The organism is Pseudomonas sp. ICMP 10191, from assembly GCF_001467335.1.
Lineage (GTDB): Bacteria > Pseudomonadota > Gammaproteobacteria > Pseudomonadales > Pseudomonadaceae > Aquipseudomonas > Aquipseudomonas cerasi.
On sequence record NZ_LKGW01000113.1, the window covers coordinates 85,294 to 104,178 of the forward strand.

The following is an 18,885-nucleotide window of genomic DNA, read 5'->3' on the forward strand; positions in this document are numbered from 1 at the left end:
CCGTGCCGACAACTGAGTCGGATATTTCAGCCGAGGTGCTCCATGGATATCATCGAAACGATCAAAGAGCAGATTGCCAACAACACCATTCTGCTTTACATGAAAGGCGCTCCGAACGCTCCGCAATGCGGCTTTTCGGCCAAGGCTTCCCAGGCATTGATGGCGTGTGGCGAAAAGTTTGCCTATGTCGACATTCTGCAAAACCCTGAAATCCGCGCCAACCTGCCAAAGTACGCCAACTGGCCGACTTTCCCGCAACTGTGGGTTGCCGGTGAGCTGGTCGGTGGTAGCGACATCATTACCGAGATGATGGCTGACGGTTCGTTGCAGACGCTGGTCAAGGAAGCATCCGCCGCCAAGGCCGAGTAAAGCCTCGCGCAGAGCGTCGCACGATAGTCGCGATTATCGCTTCGTACGTTCCAGCCTGGTTTTACGCACAAGAAAAAGCCCGCTCTCGATTGAGGCGGGCTTTTTCATTGCGGCGCTATGGGGGAATCAGTCACCCATCTGCGACTGCAGGTAGTTCTCGATACCGACTTTTACGATCAGACCCAGCTGAGTCTCCAGCCAGTCGATTTGCTCTTCCTTGGGCTCAAGGATGTCTTCCAGCAGCTCACGGCTGCCGAAGTCACCGACGGTCTCGAAGTGAGCGATCGCGGCTTTCAGATCGGCCAGACCTTTTTGCTCGATCTTCAGGTCGCACTCCAGCATTTCCTTGGTGTGCTCACCGATGAGGATCTTGCCCAGGTCCTGCAGGTTTGGCAGCCCTTCCAGAAACAGCGTGCGCTTGATCAGCTTGTCAGCGTACTTCATCGCATGGATGGACTCTTTATATTCGTGGCCACCCAGCTTTTTCAGACCCCAGTCTTCGTACATGCGCGCATGCAGGAAATACTGATTGATAGCGACCAGCTCGTTCCCGAGGATCTTGTTGAGATGCTGGATGACGGTAATGTCGCCTTTCATGTTCGAGGTCCTGCCGGTGGCTTGTGTATATAAGTGCCGAGTGTGAGCTGAGCTTAAACGCCTGTCAAACCTAAGTTGTTGAATAATAAGTGAAATTAAATAGGAATAAGAATGTTTGAGTTCCGCATCTTGACGCTAAGCGCTTGAATTACAGGCATAAAAAAACCGGACGCGGTGTCCGGTTCTTTAAAAGAGGGGATTCAAGCAGCTGAAAATTTTGCCGGATAGGCCAGCAAGGCATGGCTGGTTTGCAGCTCGGTCAGCGTATCACGCACCACTTCCTTTGCCAGGCAGGCGCATTTTCCACATTTACTCGCAACGCCCAGTGTTTCACGGACTTCACGATAACTGCAGCAGCCTTCCAGAATTGCATCCCGGATTTGACCGTCGGTGACACCTTGGCAGAGGCAAACATACATAAGCTATGGACCGTCGCTGGTTTATTGCTTGGTGCCGAGGAGCTTAATGTTAATGAGAATGCTTGTCAAAACTGTTTTGGGTTGTATTCAGGTCGAGCGATGAGCGGTTGTTTTCGCAGGAATCGCATTACCGGTCGGCCTCGGGATGGTCGAGTTCCGGACATGAAAAAACCGGCACAAGGCCGGTCCATTCACAGACGTGACGACCTCAGTCGTCGAAATCTTCCCAGCCGCCCATTTCTTTCCAGCGATTGACGATGCCGCAGAACAGCTCGGCCGTCTTCTCGGTGTCGTAACGGGCCGAGTGCGCCTCGCGTCCGTCGAAGTCGATGCCGGCAGCCTGACAGGCCTTTGCCAGCACAGTCTGACCATAGGCCAGGCCGGCGAGGGTGGCGGTGTCGAAGCTGGAGAACGGGTGAAACGGGTTGCGCTTCATGTCCATCCGCGCAACCGCGGCATTGACGAAGCCGAGGTCGAAGCTGGCGTTGTGGCCTACCAGCACCGCACGTTTACAGCCATTGGCCTTGAGGGCCTTGCGCACGCCGCGGAAGATGTCGTTCATCGCGGTTTCTTCGCTGACAGCCATGCGCAGCGGGTGATCGAGCTTGATGCCGGTGAATTCCAGCGCCGCCGCTTCGATGTTGGCACCCTCGAACGGTTCTACGCGGAAGAAATAGGTGTGTTCCGGGAACACGAAGCCTTTTTCATCCATGCCGATCGTCACCGCAGCGATTTCCAGCAAGGCATCGGTGGCTGAATTGAAACCGCCGGTTTCTACGTCGACGACCACGGGCAGGTAGCCGCGAAAGCGCGCCGCCATCGGGTGACGGGAACCGCCGCCACCGCCGTGGCCTTCGTGTTCGTCGTCAAAATGATCTTCACTCACGCGTGTTCCTCCAGACGCCAGCGCAGCTTTTCACCAGCGCGCAGCGGGATAACAGTCAACTCGCCAAACGGCAGGCTGGCAGGGGCGGTCCACTCGTCACGCACCAGCGTGATGGTGTCCTGATTGGCGGGCAAGCCGTAGAACGCCGGACCGTGGAGGCTGGCGAAGCCTTCCAGCTTGTCCAGAGCGTTACGCTGCCCGAAAGCTTCGGCATACAACTCGATGGCTGCGTAGGCGGTGTAGCACCCGGCGCAACCGCAGGCGTTTTCCTTGGCATGCTGGGCGTGCGGCGCCGAGTCGGTGCCCAGGAAGAACTTGCCGCTGCCGCTGGTGGCCGCGTCGAGCAGGGCCGTCTGATGCGTATTGCGCTTGAGGATCGGCAGGCAATAAAAGTGCGGACGAATCCCGCCGACCAGCATGTGGTTGCGGTTGTACAGCAGGTGATGCGCGGTGATGGTCGCCGCGACATTGGCTGAAGCCTCATTGACGAACTGCACCGCTTCACCGGTGGTGATGTGTTCGAACACCACTTTGAGGGTCGGGAAGCGCTCGACTACACGACGCAGGTGCTCATCGATGAAGACCTTCTCGCGATCGAACACGTCGATTTCGCCACGTGTCACTTCCCCGTGCACCAGCAGCAGCATGCCGACTTCGGCCATGGCTTCGAGAGCAGGAAAGATCTTGTCGATACTGGTGACACCGGAATCGGAGTTGGTGGTCGCGCCAGCCGGATACAGCTTGGCCGCATACACGAAACCACTGGCCTTGGCGGTGCGGATGTCGTCGGGCGTGGTCTGGTCGGTGAGGTACAGCACCATCAACGGCTCGAAGCGGCTGCTGGCCGGGCGTGCAGCCAGAATGCGCTGGCGATAGGCATCGGCTTGCTGCGCATTGCGCACCGGAGGCACGAGGTTGGGCATGATGATTGCGCGGCCAAAAGTTCGCGCTACGTCAGCAACGGTATGAGGCAAGACAGCTCCGTCACGGAGGTGAATATGCCAGTCGTCGGGACGCAGGAGGGTCAGGCGGTCAGACATTGGGGATTCCAGGCGGGTCAAACTCGCTGGGAATGCTACCGGAAAAGACTCTCTCAGGCATCCGCTATCAAGTTTTGCATGAAGTTACCGATAGCTCCCTTGTCAGTCGGTAATTTTCTGTTTCGCGTTCATTTCCAGTGGAGCCTCCCGTGCGCCAGCGATATTTAGCCCTGCTCAGCCTGTTTGCCAGCCTCCCGGCGATGGCTATCAGTTTCCAGACGCGTCTGGAGAGCATCGAGTGGAAGGTCGAAGGCGATCAGTTCGAGTGCCGTCTGACTCAACCGATCACCGACTTCGGTGCCGGTGAGTTCGTGCGCCGCGCGGGCGAGCAGGCGACGTTTCGCCTCAAGGCTTCGTACAACATGCTCGGTAACGGCTCCGCGACATTGCTGGCCGCTGCGGCACCGTGGCAACCGGGTCGCGGCGATATCAACCTGGGATCGGTGCGCGTCAGCAATGGCGACATTCCCTTCAATACCTCCCAAGCCCAGGCCGGACGTCTGATCAGCGGTCTGATGGACGGTCGCAGTCCGCTCATTCGCCACTACACGCGAGACGGCGGCCAGATGGAAGTGCGTCTGCTGCCGGTCAAGTTCAGCAAGGCATTCAGCGATTACCAGGCATGCACTGCCAAGCTGTTGCCGATGAACTTCGATCAGATCAAACAGGCCGAAGTGGGTTTCCCGGGCGGCGGTATCGAGCTGGATGCGCGTGCCAAAGCGCGTCTGGACAACATGGTGGCTTATTTGAAGGCCGACCCGACCGTGAATCGTATCGAACTGGACGGCCATTCGGATAACAGTGGCAATCGCCTCACCAACCGTGACCTGTCCCGCCGTCGCGCGCTGGCGGTCATGGATTATTTCAAGGCTCAAGGCATACCCGAGCAGCAAATCACCCTGCGCTTTCATGGCGAGCGCTACCCGCTGGCGCCCAACACCAATGAAGCCAATCGTGCGCGCAACCGTCGGGTGAACGTGCACCTTGAGCGCGTCGCGCCCGATGAGCGCCCGGTGCCGGTTGCGTCTGCCAGCGCAGCACACACTTCTTAAGACCTGTAAAAGGCTCCTGCCAGACGTCGCCTTGTCGTCACAAGCTGTCGCGCCCCTGTAAATTTGCCGGTTTGAACGGTAGAATCAGCGGTTTTCCGTACAACCCGGTGGAGTGATGGCATGGCGGACGTAAACAAGGTAGTTCTCGCGTATTCCGGTGGCCTGGATACTTCGGTAATCCTCAAGTGGCTGCAAGATACGTACAACTGCGAAGTGGTGACCTTTACCGCTGACCTGGGTCAGGGTGAAGAAGTCGAGCCGGCACGCGCCAAGGCGCAGGCCATGGGCGTGAAAGAAATCTACATCGATGACCTGCGCGAAGAGTTCGTGCGTGATTTCGTCTTCCCGATGTTCCGTGCCAACACCGTCTATGAAGGCGAGTACCTGCTGGGTACCTCCATCGCCCGTCCGTTGATCGCCAAGCGTCTGATCGAGATCGCCAACGAAACCGGCGCTGACGCCATTTCCCACGGCGCGACCGGCAAGGGTAACGATCAGGTGCGTTTCGAGCTGGGTGCCTACGCGCTCAAGCCAGGCGTGAAGGTCATTGCTCCATGGCGCGAATGGGATCTGCTGTCGCGTGAAAAACTGATGGACTACGCCGAGAAGCACAACATTCCCATCGAGCGTCACGGCAAGAAGAAATCCCCGTACTCCATGGATGCCAACCTGCTGCACATTTCTTATGAAGGCGGCGTGCTGGAAGACACCTGGACCGAGCACGAAGAAGACATGTGGCGCTGGACCAAGTCCCCTGAGGACGCGCCAAACGTTGCGACCTACCTTGAGCTGACCTATCGCAATGGTGACATCGTTGCGCTGGATGGCGTCGAAATGACCCCGGCCACTGTGCTGGCGACCCTGAACCGCATCGGTGGCGAAAACGGTATCGGCCGTCTGGATATCGTTGAAAACCGTTATGTGGGCATGAAGTCCCGCGGCTGCTACGAGACACCTGGTGGCACCATCATGCTGCGTGCTCACCGCGCCATCGAATCCATTACCCTGGACCGCGAAGTCGCCCACCTCAAGGACGAGCTCATGGCCAAATACGCCAGCCTGATCTACACAGGCTACTGGTGGAGCCCTGAGCGTCTGATGCTGCAGCAGATGATCGACGCGTCTCAGGTTCACGTGAACGGCGTTGTGCGTCTGAAATTGTACAAGGGCAATGTGATCGTCACCGGTCGCAAGTCGGATGATTCGCTGTTCGACGCCAACATTGCCACGTTTGAAGATGACGCAGGCGCCTACGATCAGGCCGATGCAGCGGGCTTCATCAAGCTCAACGCACTGCGCATGCGGATTGCAGCCAACAAGGGCCGCAAGCTGTTCTGATACCGCAAGTTGTTCGACACGTGCAGCCCATACAGGGCTGCACTTCAAATACTATCGAAATTGGCATTCCTTCCGGACGTCATGTAAAAAGACGTTGAGCCAGTGAAACCGGTGGTTGATATACAGGGTACATGTACTATGCAAGATAGCAGCGTGTAGCCGACTGCAGAAATATCATGTGTCACGGGTATTCAGTCGTTGAATATCTTCTTACCGTTAGCGTCGAAAAAGTGCTTATTTGTTTTAGTGTTTTCCTACAACAGTTGTAGACGTTCAGGGCAGGGGATAACAGAGTTTTCCATCGGCTCCCTGAAAGGTATCGCACGCTGTCTCTTTTTTGCCTCGTTATTCAGCGTCAGTCGCTCTCCCGTCGCTGGCTGAACTCAAACCGGTACGCCTTGCCGATGCCGAGTACCTGGCGAAGGCTCAGATCGAGTATCCCGGCAATCTCGGACGCGGTGTAGCCCAATGCCGAGTAATGCATGGCGTGACCTGCAACGACGTCATCGATGTCCGTAACGTCATCAAGGGCCTCCCTGCGGGGGGTAAGCAAGGGCTGGCTGAGGTTAACGGTCACGCCATTTTCTGTCGCCAGGCGGCGCACATCCCTTTTACTCATTCGCAATGAATACTGTAACGCGGTAAAACCGGCACCCTTGGCCGCCAGGTATTTCAGTTGCTGCACTTTGCCCGCGTGTTCAAGTCCGTGTTCTACGGCAGGTTGTGTACGAGTGGATGAGGGGGCGGCTAATCCTGCGGCCTCTCCTTCGGGTATGACGGCTATGACGCCACCGCTGGCAACAAAGGCTTCCACTGCGGTGATGAGATCAGAGGCGGTGGGGGTGGAGGTGGGTGGCCGCGTACGAGCGTATTTAGTGTTCATGGTACATCCCTTTTTGAACATGGTTATACACAGGGCCCATTCAAAAGAGTTGACAGGCGCCCCGAGAGTTTTCAGAAGGCAGCGATGCCGGATTGGTGATATACCCAGTGCCGGAATTAATCCGACCGCGCGATACATGGAGCCTGCTTAAACACATCGCATAGGCACGTGCGCAAGTACAGTGCGCAGCAACAGGGTTTCTTATAGTGGCGCGTGTTCAAGGGCAGTAAGTAATAAAGTTGCTGTTAAAAAAGTAACGAGTGGTAATAAATTTTGCAAGGGAAAAATGGCAAGTTATAAGAATTGACCGAGCGGTTTTTATAATGTCTTACGAGTTGTAATGTCACGTCTGCTAATCGTGTAGTCCGTTTCCTATTCGAAAGAATACGTCTGGCTTTGAAATGAAAAATGGTATTTGCTACGTGTCGAAAGAGCTACTTATGGTCTTGAATGATGTAGGGTTATGCCAGGGTGTATGTAAGATTTTGCGACAGTAAGAGAATGGAGCTTGTTGAGTAGAGGCATGTCAATGAGCAGTTCATAGAGGTATGGCACGTTGATGCTATGTATTTGTTTGTAGGATTTTTCTTGCTGTTTTGTGAGGATTCTCCTTAAATAAATATTTGTACGAAATTTTGTAAATAATGTGTAATTTTTAAACCTTATTTACGTATTTAGTGTGTGGGGTGTGTCCAATGGTCTTCGATCATAGGTGTGCAGGTTAGGGCATCCGCATGCAGAAACTTTTCAGTCACCCTGCTAAGGGGCGTTATGGGCAGATGTCGCCTTCCACGCCGCAGATCGTTAGCAATAGGCTTTAACAGCAGATGTGCTCAATCGGGAACGCAGGGAACGACCTGTTTTTTAAATGATTCAGCTAAAGGGAATTGGTTTTAAATTGCTGGCGATAAGCCATGTGTCGGGTCGATTTGTGACGCTGATGCAGGAATGCTCTGGCGATACTGTTAACAGGTGCAACAGGGCCGCATTTTGAATGTAAGAGTTCGGCGATCGTCTGCTGTACGCATTTATCTACTGATGCTGCGATGCTTGTGCTGCAGTGATCAGCAACAAAATTCACCAGGTTCCGAAAAGGAAGGCTTTGTGAGAATTAATAAAAAATGTACGTTCCTGCCAAGTATTGTAGGAAGTTTCTGCTGTAATTGTAGGAATGGTCTTTGGCTGTCAGTCCACAAGGGTGAGCGCCATGCAAAGCAGTAAACGACTAAGTTATTGTGCTGGCTCTGAAAATTCGAATAGCGAAAAATGGACTGCCCATGAATAAAGTGCTGATCGTGGATGATCATCCCGTCATTCGCCTTGCTGTACGCATGCTGATGGAGCGTCATGGCTATGAGGTCATCGCGGAGACTGACAACGGTGTGGATGCGCTGCAACTGGCGCGTGAGCACCTCCCGGATATCGTCATTCTCGATATCGGTATCCCCAAGCTCGACGGGCTGGAGGTAATCGCCCGACTGTCAGCCATGACGTTGCCATTCAAGGTTCTGATCCTCACCTCCCAGGCGCCGGGCCACTTCTCCATGCGCTGCATGCAGGCCGGGGCCGCCGGCTATGTCTGCAAGCAGCAGGATCTGACCGAGCTTCTCAGTGCCATCAAGGCGGTACTGTCAGGGTACAGCTACTTTCCCAACCAGGCGTTGCACACTGTTCGCTCCAGTATGGGCAACGCGAGTGAGTCGGATATGGTCGACCGGCTTTCCGGCAGGGAGATGATGGTTCTGCAGCAGTTGGCCCGAGGCAAGACCAACAAGGAAATTGCAGATGGCATGTTTTTGAGCAACAAGACCGTCAGTACCTACAAAACGCGTTTATTACTCAAGCTCAACGCGCATTCGCTGGTCGATCTGATCGAGCTTGCGCAGCGTAACGGGCTTGTCTGAGTAAGGAATTGTCTAAAAGGAGCTGTGGCTGATGCCCGGTTGTGCAGGTCGGCTGTCGAGCCTTCATCTTTCGTAGTGATCACGTATTGAAGCCTCTTCTGCGAGAGGCTTCAAATGCCTTGATCGAGCAAGTCAGTGCGAGGTTTCAGGGCTGTCTAGAAATCGAAGTCATAATCAGCCAACTGCTTCTGCAAACGCCGTTCTTCAAGCAGGTTGTCGATGGTGCGTCGTTTGCTCAGGTTGGTCTTCGCCGGCTCGACAGTCACTGGTTCTGTGTCGTCCGTGTCGACGGAGACAAGGTCGTCGTCTACGTCCAATTGTTCGTTATCAGTGCTCATGAAGTCGACTCCAGGGCTTGGGCTCTCTGGCGCTTCTTATATCGACAATCCACAGGTGGGTAAAAAAGATTTTTTCAATCGACAAGGCAGCAATGAGCTGTCTGGCTCAATCGTCGGACGTTTTTGCCTTGTAATCGCATAGATCCTCTATACGGCAACTGCCGCACCGCGGTTTACGGGCCTGGCAAACGTAGCGCCCGTGCAGAATCAACCAGTGATGGGCGTCGAGCAGGTAGTTTTTCGGCACAAATTTCATCAGTTGCCTTTCCACTTCCACCACATTTTTCCCTGGCGCGATGCCTGTGCGGTTGCTGACGCGAAAGATATGCGTGTCTACCGCCATCGCGATCTGGCGGAAAGCGGTGTTGAGCACCACGTTAGCGGTTTTGCGCCCGACGCCCGGCAGCGCCTCGAGTGCTTCTCGGGTTTGCGGTACCTCGCCGTTGTGCAGCTCCACCAGCATGCGGCAGGTTTCAATCACGTTTTTGGCTTTGCTGTTGTAGAGGCCGATTGTCTTGATGTATTCGGAAAGCCCTTCTACACCCAGTTCGTAGATGGCCTGTGGCGTATTGGCGACCGGGTAAAGCCTGGCAGTCGCCTTGTTGACGCTTACGTCGGTGGCCTGGGCGGAAAGGATGACGGCTATTAACAGTTCAAAAGGCGTGGTGTAGGCCAATTCGGTTTTCGGGTCCGGATTGTCCTCATGCAGCCTGCGAAAGATTTCCTGGCGTTTTGCGGCATTCATGAGCGGAGCTTTTCCTCGGAATCAGCCTGTGCGGGGGGTGGCAGAAGTGCTGCAAGTGTTTGCTCGGCAGCTTCGTATTCGCGCTGCAATTCCACAAGCCTGGCAGCCTGCTCCGCAATGGGAGGGTGACCAAACGCCTTGAGTGACTTGTTGAGCTGCGCGCGGCTCATGGCCAGCGCAATTCGGGCTTTTTTCACCGCTTCATCCGGTCCGGCAGGCTTGTCGTTGCGGGCGAGAGCGACGGCGGATTGAGGCAGCACACTACGAGCGGATTCAATGCGCTGTGACCGCGCAAGGCGCTCTGCCAGCCGCTTTTGCTGTTCACGGTGCAGGCGCGCATTTCGTGCTTCGAAACGCATCCGGGCATGGCTACGCTTGCGCTGCCGCGCCTCCTGCAGCTCGGCGGTAGGGGCCAGACCACCCACGATGGGCGTGACCGTGGCCAGTGGCAGCGGATGCATTTCAATGCAATCCACCGGGCACGGCGCAACGCACAGGTCACAACCTGTGCATTCGTCGATAATCACGGTGTGCATCAGCTTGGATGCGCCAAGAATGGCATCCACGGGGCAGGCCTGAATGCATTTGGTACAACCGATGCACTCTGCTTCGCGAATGAAGGCAACCTGCGCAGGTGCAGTGCCGCGTTGCATATCCAGTGTCAGGACCGGAACAGACAGCAGTTCGGCCAGCTGGACTATCGTTTCGTCGCCGCCCGGTGGGCATTTGTTGATGGCTTCACCGCCAGCGATGCCTTCGGCGTAGGGCTTGCAGCCGGGATGGCCGCACTTGCCGCACTGAGTCTGCGGCAGAAGGGCGTCGATACTGCGGATGAGGTCCACGTCGGGAAGCAGGCGAATCAATTCAGTCATGGTCTTGCCAGGTGACCAACAGGTGTTCTGTCTATCGAGAGAGCAGCATTATCGGACAGATCAGGGAGCTTGCGAATGCGTAAAGGCCCGGTATCCGCCTGATGGCAGGATACCGGGCCCTGCGTCGTTTTTTACTTGATGCGCTGGCCTGGCTTGGCGCCACTGTCGGGGCTGAGCAGATAGATCTCCTCACCGCCGGGGCCTGCCGCCATCACCATGCCCTGCGAAATGCCGAAGCGCATTTTTCGCGGCTTGAGGTTGGCGATCATCATGGTCAGACGGCCTTCGAGTTCGGACGGGTTCGGGTAGGCGCTCTTGATGCCGGAAAAGACATTGCGCTGCTCGTCGCCGATGTCCAGGGTCAGGCGCAGCAACTTGTCGGCACCCTCCACGTGTTCGGCCTTGAGAATCAGTGCAACACGCAGATCGATGGCGGCAAAAGCGTCAAAGTCGATTTCCGCCGACAGTGGGTCTTTGGTGAGTTCGCCATTACCGGCAGGTGCGGTGTCCGCCGACGAGTCGGTAGCGGTCAGGTCTTCCTTGGAGGCAGTGGCCATGGCCTCGACCTTGACCGGGTCGATACGGGTCATCAGTGCCGAGAACGGGTTGAGCTGATGATTGGCCAGCAAGGTCTTGTGGTCTGCCCAGGTCAGTGGTTCGACATTGAGGAATTTTTCCGCATCGGCGGCCAGATTCGGCAGCACCGGCTTGAGGAAAATCACCAGCTGGCGGAACAGGTTGATGCCCAGCGCGCATACGGCCTGGACTTCATCCTGTTTGCCTTCCTGCTTGGCCAGCGCCCATGGCGCTTTTTCCGCGATGTAGGCATTGGCGCGGTCCGCCAGGGCCATGGTCTCGCGCATGGCGCGGGCGAAGTCGCGGGCTTCGTAAGCGTCGGCAATGCTGGGTGCAGCCGCCAGAAACGCGTCGGTCAGTTCGGGCGCCGCATTGGCTTCGACCATCACGCCGGCGTTGCCCTTGTGAATGAACCCGGCGCAACGGCTGGCAATGTTGACGACCTTGCCGATCAGGTCGGAGTTGACCTTCTGCACGAAGTCTTCGAGGTTCAGGTCGAGGTCGTCGACGCCACGGCCCAGCTTCGACGCGTAGTAATAGCGCAGGTACTCGGGCGGCAGGTGGTCGAGGTAGGTGCGTGCCTTGATAAAGGTGCCGCGCGATTTCGACATCTTCTGACCATTGACGGTCAGGTAGCCGTGTACGTTGATGCCGGTCGGCGTGCGCAAGGCCGCACCTTCCAGCATGGCTGGCCAGAACAGCGCGTGGAAATTGACGATGTCCTTGCCGATGAAGTGATAGAGCTCGGTGGTCGCGCCCTTTCCCCAGTACGCATCAAAGTCCAGGTCCGGACGACGCGCACACAGGTTCTTGAAGCTGGCCATGTAACCGATCGGCGCATCGAGCCACACGTAGAAGTATTTGCCTGGCTCGTCGGGAATTTCAAAGCCGAAATAGGGCGCATCGCGGGAGATGTCCCACTGCTGCAGGCCACTGTCCAGCCATTCGGCGATCTTGTTGGCGACGGCGTCCTGCAGGGTGCCGCTGCGTGTCCAGCTCTTGAGCATGGCGTCGAACGCAGGCAGGTCGAAGAAGAAGTGCTTCGAGTCCTTGAGCACCGGCGTGGCACCGGAAATCGCCGACTTGGGGTCTTTCAGGTCCGTCGGGGCGTAGGTGGCGCCGCACTTTTCACAGTTGTCGCCGTACTGGTCTTCGGCCGCACATTTCGGGCAGGTGCCCTTGATGAAACGGTCGGCCAGGAACATTTTCTTTTCCGGGTCGAAGTACTGGGTAACCGAGCGCGTCGCGATATGACCCGCATCGCGCAGCCGCTTGTAGATCATGCTCGACAGCTCGCGGTTCTCGTCCGAGTGCGTCGAGTGGAAATTATCGAAATCCACCAGGAAGTCGGCAAAGTCGGCGCTGTGTTCGGCCTTGACGTTGGCGATCAGTTGCTCTGGCGTGATGCCTTCCTTTTCGGCGCGCAGCATGATCGCCGAGCCATGGGCGTCGTCCGCGCAGACATAAATGCATTGATTGCCGCGGTGCTTCTGAAAACGCACCCACATGTCGGTCTGGATGTACTCGAGCATGTGGCCAAGGTGGATGGAACCATTGGCATAGGGCAGGGCGCTGGTAACGAGAATCTTGCGTGGCTCGGACATGGGGCTCGGCTACTTGAAGTGAAACGGAGACCGGCCACTATAAAGGTCTGAACGATTTTTTTCACCCGTGCGGTTGTGGGAATGCTCCTGAAAGGTGGGCCGCGGTTCAGTGAAATCATGTGGGCTGTTGGCAGAACAGGTACGATAGTCGGCTGTTCCAGTCAGTCTTTTTACGGAGTAAGCCATGAGCGCAGTCAATCGCGCAGCGGTGGAGACGATTCTTCGCCAGTACACCGACCCCTATATGAATCAGGATCCGGTCACTGCCGGTTGCGTCCGGTCCATCGATATTCAGGGGGCACAGGTCAGCGTGCAACTCGAATTGGGCTATGCCGCCGACCTGTTCAGGAACGGCTGGGCGCAAGTGTTGAAAACTGCCATCGAGAACCTGGAAGGCGTCAGTTCGGCCACGGTCGCCATCAGCAGCGTGATCAGCGCGCACAAGGCCCAGAGCCAGATCCCGGGGCTTGCCAATGTGAAAAACATTGTTGCCGTCGCGTCCGGCAAGGGCGGTGTCGGCAAGTCCACGACCGCCGCCAACCTGGCCTTGGCACTGTCTCGCGAGGGCGCACGCGTCGGTATCCTCGATGCCGATATCTATGGGCCTAGCCAAGGGGTGATGTTCGGTATTCCCGAAGGCACGCGGCCGAAGATCAAGGACCAGAAGTGGTTCGTGCCGGTCGAGGCGCATGGCATCGAGGTGATGTCGATGGCCTTTCTGACCGACGACAACACGCCGATGGTCTGGCGCGGACCGATGGTGTCGGGGGCGTTGCTGCAACTGGTCACGCAGACTGCCTGGAATGATCTGGATTATCTGGTTATCGACATGCCGCCCGGCACTGGTGATATCCAGTTGACGCTCGCGCAGAAAGTCCCGGTGGCGGGTGCCGTGATTGTTACCACGCCACAGGATCTGGCCCTGCTGGATGCGAAAAAGGGTGTCGAGATGTTCCGCAAGGTCAACATTCCGGTACTGGGCGTTGTGGAAAACATGGCGGTGCACATCTGCTCCAACTGCGGCCATGCTGAGCATCTGTTCGGTGAGGGTGGCGGCGAGAAGCTGGCGACGCAGTACGATGTCGAGCTGCTGGCGTCACTGCCGCTGTCGATGCTGATTCGCGAGCAGGCAGATGGCGGCAAGCCTACGGCGATTGCTGAGCCGGAGAGTCAGATTGCGATGGTGTATCAAGAGCTGGCACGTCATGTCGGTGCACGGATCGTGTTGCAGGAAGCTGCAAGTCCAGCCATGCCGACCATTTCGGTAAGCGACGACTGATTGGATAGCGATGATCGGGCGGGGGAGGTGCTTTGCTTCTCTCGTCCCGGTCAGCTGTACAGCAGGTGCTCAGCCGGCGAGAGGTCAAAAGACGGGCAATAAAAAACCCCGCTTTTAAGGGCGGGGTTTTTAAGCGAATCAGTACAAGTTAGATAACTTGAACTTCTTCAGCTTGCATGCCTTTCTGACCGCGGGTAGCGATGAAAGAAACCTGTTGGCCTTCTTTCAGGCTTTTGAAGCCGTCGGATTGGATAGCTTTGAAGTGCACGAACAGGTCGTCACCGGATTGTGGAGTGATGAAGCCGAAGCCTTTTTCATCGTTGAACCACTTAACGGTACCAGTTTGGCGATTGGACATAGTATATCTCCTTGGACAAAGTTAACTGCGGCGTAGGAAGAGCCCTGGCCGAGACTGAGTGCAAAGAGCTGGAAAATTCATGGAGATGGTTGGATCGAAATTCAACATCGTGTAGAGATTCTCAGTGACACAAGCAACACAGTGACGCCACCTTAACCCTTTTTTCCGAACGTGCCAATGGTCTGTTGATGATTATTTCCATTCACGGCGAAACAGCCCGGCCAGTCACGCAAACTCGCGATCTGTTGCCTTTGAACCGTCGGCCTCAGCCCGGTAAGATGCCGGATATCTTTTTCACCTCGCTATTCAGGACACCGCCATGAGCATCAAATCGGACAAGTGGATTCGCCGCATGGCGCAGGAACACGGGATGATCGAGCCCTTCGTAGAGCGCCAGGTACGTGGCGAAGGCGCCGATCGGGTGATCTCTTTCGGGGTGTCCAGTTACGGCTACGACGTGCGTTGCGCCGACGAATTCAAGGTGTTCACCAACATCAATTCGGCCACGGTCGATCCGAAAAACTTCGATGAAAAAAGCTTCGTCGATATCAAGAGCGACGTGTGCATCATCCCTCCCAACTCGTTTGCGCTGGCGCGCACGGTGGAATATTTCCGTATTCCGCGTAACGTTCTGACGATCTGCCTGGGCAAGAGCACCTACGCGCGCTGCGGCATCATCGTCAATGTCACGCCGCTCGAGCCAGAGTGGGAAGGGCATGTAACGCTGGAGTTTTCCAACACCACGACACTGCCGGCCAAGATCTACGCCAACGAAGGCGTGGCGCAGATGCTGTTCCTGGAGTCCGATGAGGAGTGTGAAGTGTCCTACAAGGATCGTGGTGGCAAGTACCAGGGCCAGCGTGGCGTCACCCTGCCACGCACCTGATTTGCGCTTCAGGTGACTAGTGGAATTGAATTAATACTCTATTCCGCACTCTATCTGCTCACATGCTTTCGCATCATTCATTACGTGCGAAGGCCTTTGATCTGGAGTGCCCTATGAAGACTACTTTCAAAATCTCTGAACAGGTTCAATCTCCGCTTAACGAGATCGGGCTGCTCGCCTGGTCATTGATGGCTCATTCCGATCTCAGCCCGGAGCTGAACATGGTCGGTGGCGGGATCCCGGGCGATCCAGGCCCCGACACTCCGTTTCAGCCTACCGAGCCAGGCGGGCCTACTGTTCCGGACGAGCCGCCACCTGCACCTGTGGCCTGACTATTACAAGACTGCCTGCTGCTCTCGCGAGCAGTGGGCAGTTTTTTATAGGGCGACCGGCTACGTTATGCCACTCGCCACACCGCATCACCGCCGGTCACATAGACCGTGCTGTCCTGCGCGGGACGAATCTGAAAACCACCGGTGAATTCGCCGAAGGCTGGCAGCAGACTGACTTGCCGGCCCAGGTAAAAACACGCCAGCCGCAAGCTTTGCCGGCCGCGCCCGTGTAGCCGATACACCGGATGAACGTGCCCGGCCAGTACGTGCAGGTCAGGGTGCGGATCGGGCTCGTGCTGCAGTGCAAATGGCCCGAGTGCCAAGGGCTCGGGGACCACATCGATGCCCAGATAAGCGGGTGGATCGCCAGCCCGTTTGTCATGGTTGCCGCGGATCAGTGTGATGCGCAGCGTCGAGCGTTCTGCCCGCCATTGTTCCAGCGCCGCCAGCGTGCCGACCGCGTGAGATTCCGGCGCGTGCAGGAAATCGCCCAGAAAAATCAGATGATCGCAGGGATAGGCCTTCAAAAGGCTGTCCAGGCGGCGCAGATTCTCCTGTGTAGTGCCGTGCGGCACCGGCTGGCCGAGCTTGCGATAGGCGGCCGCCTTGCCAAAGTGCGCATCGGCAATCAGCAAGGATCGTTCGGCGGGGTAGTAGATGGCCTTGTCGGCCAGCAACCACAGCTCTTCTCCTGCCAGCGTGACAGCCAGATACGGGTTCATTGTTCAGTCTCCGGGCCGGCGGCTTTCTCCAGGTCGCGGACCATTCGCGCGATGCGGTCGGCAAGTTTCTCCGAACTGAGGCTTTCGCGAAAGCGTTCGACCAGCAATGGAAAGGCCAGCGGGGTCGCGCGCTTTGTTGCGTGCAGGTCCAGCGTGCGGCTGTTGATCTGGCGCAACGTCAGTTCCAGCCGCTGCAGGTCCAGCTCCTGACGCAGGACTTCCTGTTCGGCCTGGGTCAGCAGCATGTTGTCCGCGTCGTACTGCTTGAACACCTCGAAGAACAGTCCGCTGGATGCCTGAAGCTGACGATTGCTCTTGGCCGCGCCAGGGTAGCCGGAAAACACCAGACCGGATATACGCGCGATTTCCCGAAAGCGCCGCAGGGCCAGCTCGCCAGCGTTCAGGCTGGCGATAATATCGGCTAACAGATCCGTTTCGCTGAACAGGTCAGCCTGCAACGCTTGCGCCCAGTCGATCTCGCTGGCACTGAGCAACTCCAGCCCGTAGTCGTTGACGGCAATGGAAAAGGTCAGCGGCCGATGCCGGCTCAGGCGCCAGGCCAGCAGGCTACCCAGTCCCAGGTGCACGTGTCGGCCGGCGAACGGGTAGAGGAACAGGTGCCAGCCTTCGCGGGATTTGAGTGTTTCGGCCAGCAATGTGTCGCGTCGCGGCAGCCCTGACCAGTGCTGCTGCACTTCCAGCAGGGGTTTGATAGCGCGCATTTCCGGGCTGTTGAATTCGCCCCGCGCAGCGGCATCGAACTTCTCCACCACGGCATCCGCCAGTTCGCTGGACAGCGGCATTCGACCGCCATTCCAGCGTGGCACGGCGGCTTTTTTGCCGGTCGCGCGCTTGACGTAGGCCGTCATGTTTTCCACTCGAACCAGCTCCAGCAAGCGTCCGCCGAACAGAAAGCCGTCACCGGGTTTGAGTCTGGCGATGAAGCCTTCTTCGACGCTGCCCAGCGAGCCACCGCCGCCACCTTTTTTCCAGTATTTCAGGTTGACGGTGGCCTCACTGACGATGGTCCCCACGCTCATGCGGTGACGTCTGGCAAGACGCGCATCGGGGACGCGCCAGACGCCGTCCTCGTCAGGTTCGGCACGGCGATAATCAGGGTAGGCGGTCAGTGAGTGGCCGCCGTTGCGGACAAACGCCAGCGCCCATTGCCATTGCTCGTCGCTGAGGTCCCGGTAAGCCCAGGCGCTGCGTACCTCGGCGAGCAGCTCATCAGGCAGGAAACCACCGCCCAGAGCGATGCTGACCAGGTGTTGGACCAGCACGTCCAACGGCTGGAGCGGCGATTCGCGGGGTTCGATCATCCGTGCTTCGACGGCGTCGTGAGCGGCAGCGGCTTCGACCAACTCCAGGCTGTGGGTCGGCACCAGCGTCACGCGTGAGGGGCGACCCGGCGCGTGGCCTGAGCGCCCGGCGCGCTGCATCAGGCGCGCGACACCTTTGGGTGAGCCGATTTGCAACACGCGCTCCACCGGTAGAAAGTCCACGCCCAGGTCCAGACTGGAGGTGCACACCACAGCCTTGAGTGCGCCTTCTTTCAACGCGCGCTCGACCCAGTCTCGGACCTCTCGCGCCAGCGACCCGTGATGCAGGGCAATCAACCCGGCCCAGTCGGGGCGGGCTTCCAGCAGCGCCTGATACCAGATTTCCGATTGTGCCCGAGTGTTGGTGAACACCAGACAGCTCGCGCTGCTTTCCACCTCGGCGACGACCTGCGGCAACATGCGCAAGCCCATATGCCCGGCCCACGGAAAGCGTTCGATGGACGGCGGCAACAGCGTATCGACCTGTAAGTCCTTGACGATCTTGCCTTGCACGGTCACGCCGCCGTCGCCGATCAGCACCTGCTGCGCATGTTGCTGATTACCCAGCGTCGCGGAAATGCCCCACACGATCAGTTGCGGATTCCAGCGCCTCAGGCGCGCCAGGGCCAGTTGCAACTGCACGCCGCGCTTGTTGCCGATCAACTCGTGCCATTCGTCCACCACCACCATCTTCAGTGTCGACAGGGCGACCTGAGCGTCGGCACGGGTCAGCAGCAGCGTCAGGCTTTCAGGGGTGGTGATCAGGGCAGAGGGCAGCCGCCGGCTCTGCCGGGCCCGTTCGCTGCCGCTGGTATCGCCGGTGCGCAAGCCGACCGACCACGGGATATCCAGTTCAGCCAACGGGGCCTCAAGGGCTCTGGCGGTATCGGCGGCCAAGGCGCGCATGGGCGTGATCCACAGGACACTCAGCGGTTCAGCGGGCGGTTTGCGTTTGCGGGGTTTGTTGTCAGCGGTGAGCGTATTGGCTTTGGCGAAGCGGTTGAGCGCAGCGAACCACACGGCGTAGGTCTTACCCGAGCCGGTGCTGGCATGCAGCAATCCGGACTCGCCGTTTTTTACCGCTGCCCAAACTTCCTTCTGAAACGCAAAGGGCTTCCAGCCCCGGGCGAGAAACCATCGTCGAGCGAAATCGGTGGGTCTGCTCATCCGTTTGAGTGTGCTCTGAGTGGCGTTAAGTCAGAGACAGCAGAGAAAGGGTAATAGTTTTAAATGGTTATGTGGCTGATCGCTCCTGGATTACCCATCGTGCCGATGCTCCGCGTCGACATGCCGTTCTGGACGCTCTGCGTCCTGTTTATGACGCGCAGCGCAATGAAATGCATTCCCACGCTGGAGCGTGGGA

The 18,885-nt window shown here is 57.5% G+C and carries 19 protein-coding genes; 7 read left to right on the plus strand and 12 right to left on the minus strand.

Annotated elements, in window-relative coordinates; all coding sequences use genetic code 11:
- Positions 1-42: 42 nt before the first annotated feature.
- Complete coding sequence (grxD, locus tag AO388_RS15185; RefSeq protein WP_002554852.1) at positions 43-369, plus strand: Grx4 family monothiol glutaredoxin; 327 nt, start codon at positions 43-45, stop codon at positions 367-369.
- A gap of 126 nt (positions 370-495) precedes the next feature.
- On the opposite strand, the gene bfr is transcribed toward grxD, so the two are convergent.
- From bfr to pyrC, 4 genes are all read right to left on the minus strand, one after another.
- Entirely contained in the window at positions 496-966 is a 471-nt protein-coding gene (bfr, locus tag AO388_RS15190; protein ID WP_002554851.1) for a bacterioferritin, read from the minus strand.
- A gap of 200 nt (positions 967-1,166) precedes the next feature.
- The gene (locus AO388_RS15195; RefSeq protein WP_003350768.1) at positions 1,167-1,385 is read right to left on the minus strand and encodes a bacterioferritin-associated ferredoxin; all 219 of its coding nucleotides are present in this window, start codon (positions 1,383-1,385) and stop codon (positions 1,167-1,169) included.
- Between the two features lie 208 nt (positions 1,386-1,593).
- Entirely contained in the window at positions 1,594-2,271 is a 678-nt protein-coding gene (gene rnt / locus AO388_RS15200) for a ribonuclease T (protein ID WP_003363600.1), read from the minus strand.
- Positions 2,268-3,311: a dihydroorotase gene (gene pyrC / locus AO388_RS15205; protein WP_054082117.1), complete on the minus strand. Its 1,044-nt coding sequence runs from the start codon at positions 3,309-3,311 to the stop codon at positions 2,268-2,270. Before pyrC ends, rnt begins: the two co-directional genes overlap by 4 nt.
- 149 nt (positions 3,312-3,460) lie before the next feature.
- Between pyrC and AO388_RS15210 the strand changes: the two genes are divergently transcribed.
- Positions 3,461-4,363: a flagellar protein MotY gene (locus tag AO388_RS15210; RefSeq protein WP_003363596.1), complete on the plus strand. Its 903-nt coding sequence runs from the start codon at positions 3,461-3,463 to the stop codon at positions 4,361-4,363.
- 120 nt (positions 4,364-4,483) lie between these two features.
- Positions 4,484-5,701, plus strand: coding sequence for an argininosuccinate synthase (locus AO388_RS15215; RefSeq protein WP_003363593.1), 1,218 nt, complete (start codon positions 4,484-4,486; stop codon positions 5,699-5,701).
- 355 nt (positions 5,702-6,056) lie between these two features.
- Here the strand turns inward: AO388_RS15215 and AO388_RS15220 are convergent, their stop codons facing one another.
- Positions 6,057-6,584: a hypothetical protein gene (locus AO388_RS15220; RefSeq protein WP_058397258.1), complete on the minus strand. Its 528-nt coding sequence runs from the start codon at positions 6,582-6,584 to the stop codon at positions 6,057-6,059.
- Positions 6,585-7,861: 1,277 nt separating this feature from the next.
- On the opposite strand from AO388_RS15220, the gene AO388_RS15225 reads away from it, so the two are divergent.
- Complete coding sequence (locus tag AO388_RS15225) at positions 7,862-8,488, plus strand: response regulator transcription factor (RefSeq protein WP_002554843.1); 627 nt, start codon at positions 7,862-7,864, stop codon at positions 8,486-8,488.
- 155 nt (positions 8,489-8,643) lie between these two features.
- Here the strand turns inward: AO388_RS15225 and AO388_RS15230 are convergent, their stop codons facing one another.
- The 4 genes from AO388_RS15230 to metG form a co-directional block, all read right to left on the minus strand.
- Positions 8,644-8,826 (minus strand): PA3496 family putative envelope integrity protein, encoded by a 183-nt coding sequence (locus AO388_RS15230; protein WP_003363588.1) that lies wholly within the window; start codon positions 8,824-8,826, stop codon positions 8,644-8,646.
- A gap of 106 nt (positions 8,827-8,932) precedes the next feature.
- Entirely contained in the window at positions 8,933-9,571 is a 639-nt protein-coding gene (gene nth / locus AO388_RS15235; RefSeq protein ID WP_003363585.1) for an endonuclease III, read from the minus strand.
- Positions 9,568-10,443 carry an electron transport complex subunit RsxB gene (gene rsxB / locus AO388_RS15240; protein WP_003431233.1) on the minus strand — a complete coding sequence of 292 codons (876 nt, stop codon included), beginning with the start codon at positions 10,441-10,443 and terminating at the stop codon, positions 9,568-9,570. Before rsxB ends, nth begins: the two co-directional genes overlap by 4 nt.
- 131 nt (positions 10,444-10,574) lie before the next feature.
- Positions 10,575-12,623, minus strand: coding sequence for a methionine--tRNA ligase (gene metG, locus AO388_RS15245; RefSeq protein WP_058397256.1), 2,049 nt, complete (start codon positions 12,621-12,623; stop codon positions 10,575-10,577).
- A gap of 184 nt (positions 12,624-12,807) precedes the next feature.
- Between metG and apbC the strand changes: the two genes are divergently transcribed.
- Positions 12,808-13,902 (plus strand): iron-sulfur cluster carrier protein ApbC, encoded by a 1,095-nt coding sequence (gene apbC, locus AO388_RS15250; protein WP_003431222.1) that lies wholly within the window; start codon positions 12,808-12,810, stop codon positions 13,900-13,902.
- A gap of 148 nt (positions 13,903-14,050) precedes the next feature.
- Here apbC and AO388_RS15255 read toward each other — a convergent pair whose 3' ends face one another.
- Positions 14,051-14,260, minus strand: coding sequence for a cold-shock protein (locus AO388_RS15255; protein WP_002554837.1), 210 nt, complete (start codon positions 14,258-14,260; stop codon positions 14,051-14,053).
- Positions 14,261-14,579: 319 nt separating this feature from the next.
- On the opposite strand from AO388_RS15255, the gene dcd reads away from it, so the two are divergent.
- A complete protein-coding gene (gene dcd, locus AO388_RS15260; RefSeq protein ID WP_002554836.1) occupies positions 14,580-15,146 on the plus strand; it encodes a dCTP deaminase in 567 nt (188 codons plus the stop codon).
- 113 nt (positions 15,147-15,259) lie between these two features.
- Positions 15,260-15,478 carry a hypothetical protein gene (locus AO388_RS15265; protein WP_003363577.1) on the plus strand — a complete coding sequence of 73 codons (219 nt, stop codon included), beginning with the start codon at positions 15,260-15,262 and terminating at the stop codon, positions 15,476-15,478.
- A gap of 65 nt (positions 15,479-15,543) precedes the next feature.
- On the opposite strand, the gene pdeM is transcribed toward AO388_RS15265, so the two are convergent.
- Together pdeM and AO388_RS15275 are read right to left on the minus strand one after the other, a co-directional pair.
- On the minus strand, positions 15,544-16,200 hold the full coding sequence (gene pdeM, locus AO388_RS15270) for a ligase-associated DNA damage response endonuclease PdeM (RefSeq protein WP_044310583.1): 657 nt from the start codon (positions 16,198-16,200) through the stop codon (positions 15,544-15,546).
- A complete protein-coding gene (locus AO388_RS15275) occupies positions 16,197-18,689 on the minus strand; it encodes a ligase-associated DNA damage response DEXH box helicase (RefSeq protein WP_058416679.1) in 2,493 nt (830 codons plus the stop codon). Before AO388_RS15275 ends, pdeM begins: the two co-directional genes overlap by 4 nt.
- Between the last annotated feature and the right edge of the window lie 196 nt (positions 18,690-18,885).